Annotated in this window: 2 protein-coding genes; both read right to left on the bottom strand. The window is 53.9% G+C overall.

Translation table 11 applies throughout. The features are described 5' to 3' along the window. A partial coding sequence (locus A1351_RS07375; RefSeq protein ID WP_198162268.1) for an addiction module toxin RelE occupies window positions 1-286 on the bottom strand: 286 nt, incomplete at its 3' end. Between the two features lie 131 nt (window positions 287-417). After that, the coding region (locus tag A1351_RS07380) for a hypothetical protein (protein WP_210178246.1) at window positions 418-2,119 on the bottom strand (1,702 nt) is incomplete at its 5' end.

Below are 2,119 nucleotides of genomic sequence, written 5' to 3' on the forward strand. Positions count from 1 at the left end.
GGCTCAAATCGGCCCGCTCATTCTTGGCGAAGGCCGTCAGAGCGAAGAGCGGCATGCCGGCGTCGTGGTGGAAATAGATCACCCGCGCCCCGCCTCGCTTGCCGCGGCCTTCCAATCCCCAGCGCAGCTTCCGCACGCCGCCCGTTCCGGGGATCAGATCGCCGGCCATCGGATTGTAGGCGAGATAATCCACCAGAAGCGCCCGTTCCTCGTCGCTCATGAGCTTGCGGGTCGCCGACAGGAATTCCGGCGTTTCGACGACGCTGATCGGAGCCGTTCGGGCCATGAGGAAGGCTACTCCAATGAGTCAGTCTAGGCAACTGGAAAATATAATCCAATGAGTCAGACGTGCGCCGCCGAATGTTGGTGGCGGGTCAGTTTGAGTCACAGCAAATACCCCACTTTATTGACCGACGCTCACCGGTCGCGCTCTTCAGTAATCAGCATTCTGACGCGAAGCCAGTGATCTAGAGCGTCGATCCGGACAAAGTCCGTGGAAACTGCGAAAGGCGGATTGCGCATCCACCAGTATATATCTCGGCTGACATACAATTCAAAAATCTTGAATTCTGCGCCGGACTCGGGCCAATTCAGGAGTCGCCTCAGGCGCTCTCGGTTTTGATTTAAAAACTCGCGTCGCCTTTCGATCTTTGAGAAGTGACCGCGATCAGGTGGGCGGCCGAATATTCTTTCGCGGAGGCGTCTGGCGTCCTTTAGGCAAAATGGAGGTTGATTGTATTTGCATTCAGCTGAAATCCAAGTGTTCGAAGCAGGCCAATAGGCGAGAACGTCAAAGTCGCCCACGTCGTCAAAACTTTCTGATGGAAATCGCGATTTGAAGTCGATACCTTTTTCGACAAAGCTTGTGCCGCGGCGGCATATCTCGGCGGCTCGATTTTCCAAGAGAGCTTCCAGACGTTCTTTTATAGATCGTACTATAGGAACCACGGCGGGCCACTCGAAATCAGCCGGCAGATAACCGTCCGTTACAGAGTTGAGCCATATTCGACCGGCTAATTGCGCGGAAGGCGCGCTCCAAACCAGCAGATCGTTCTCGATCGGAACCAGCGGGCGAATTGTGTAGCGACTACTTCTCTTGTTGTGATCCCAAACGGGTACGTCGGCCTCATCGCGCGCCCTGCCCAAGAGACGCCGAACTTGGTTCGCTTCAAGAGTCGCGAAAGATACTAATGCAGACGCGGACGCTTGAGTGAGATCAGGAATAGATTGCCTCAGGACGTCGACGATGTCTTCACTCGTCGATCGGTAAGAAAGCAAGAGCTCCTCGTGATTCTGCGCCCGCTGCCAGCATGAGAGGACCTCCAAGGTTTGGAGGAGATGTCGGAACGTGAAGCCAACGTCAGCTTCAAATGCCAGATCCAGTCGTTCAAGGTCGGCAAGGCGTTCTGACTCGGCGAGCATTCTGTCTGGCTCAGAGAGGTTTATCCCTAGCCGTGCATCCGCCTGCTCGCGCGCAAATTCGGTTTCCTGTTCATCGTTTAGTTGCGAGTAGAACACCTCTGGTATGTAATCCGCATCGATTGTGATGCCACCTACGTCAATGCCGTTGTGGAGAACGTCGCTCGCGTTATATAAGATGAACAACCAGTCGATGGCTGCTAAGAGATCATTCAGAATTCGGGCTGTGGGTGTCTCTTCACAGCTGCTAACGGACATACTTAGACAAGCTTCGAGCATGTATCGGTAATTTCGACTATCTTGCGCAAATTTGTCGTGTATCTCAGCGGCCGCCTGAGCTCGGTCATAACTGACCTCGTGCGTCAAGCTGAGTTGAGCGCGAACCGCGGCATTAGCATTTTCAATCATAAGTGCTGCGATCTGTTCAACGCAAAACGTCAGAGTGGCTGCCTGCGTCAGCTTAGAGATGCGCTCGTGAATGATTGAGCGAAACGAGTCTCGTGCCTGATCCAGAATTGATTTCGCAGACGCCAATTCATAAGTGCCCGGCGTTACTCCCGCGCTCATCAGGGTTGTAGCCAGCTCTCTCCGTGCGAGTTTGTACGCATCAAGAGAAGGTACGATTGGCGTCGCGAAATCGGGCGCATCAATTTTCCGATTGCGAGACGTTAGAGTAAATCTGGGACGACGAAGTGCCGAA

This window comes from Methylosinus sp. R-45379 (genome assembly GCF_001644125.1).
In the GTDB taxonomy this organism is placed as follows: domain Bacteria; phylum Pseudomonadota; class Alphaproteobacteria; order Rhizobiales; family Beijerinckiaceae; genus Methylosinus.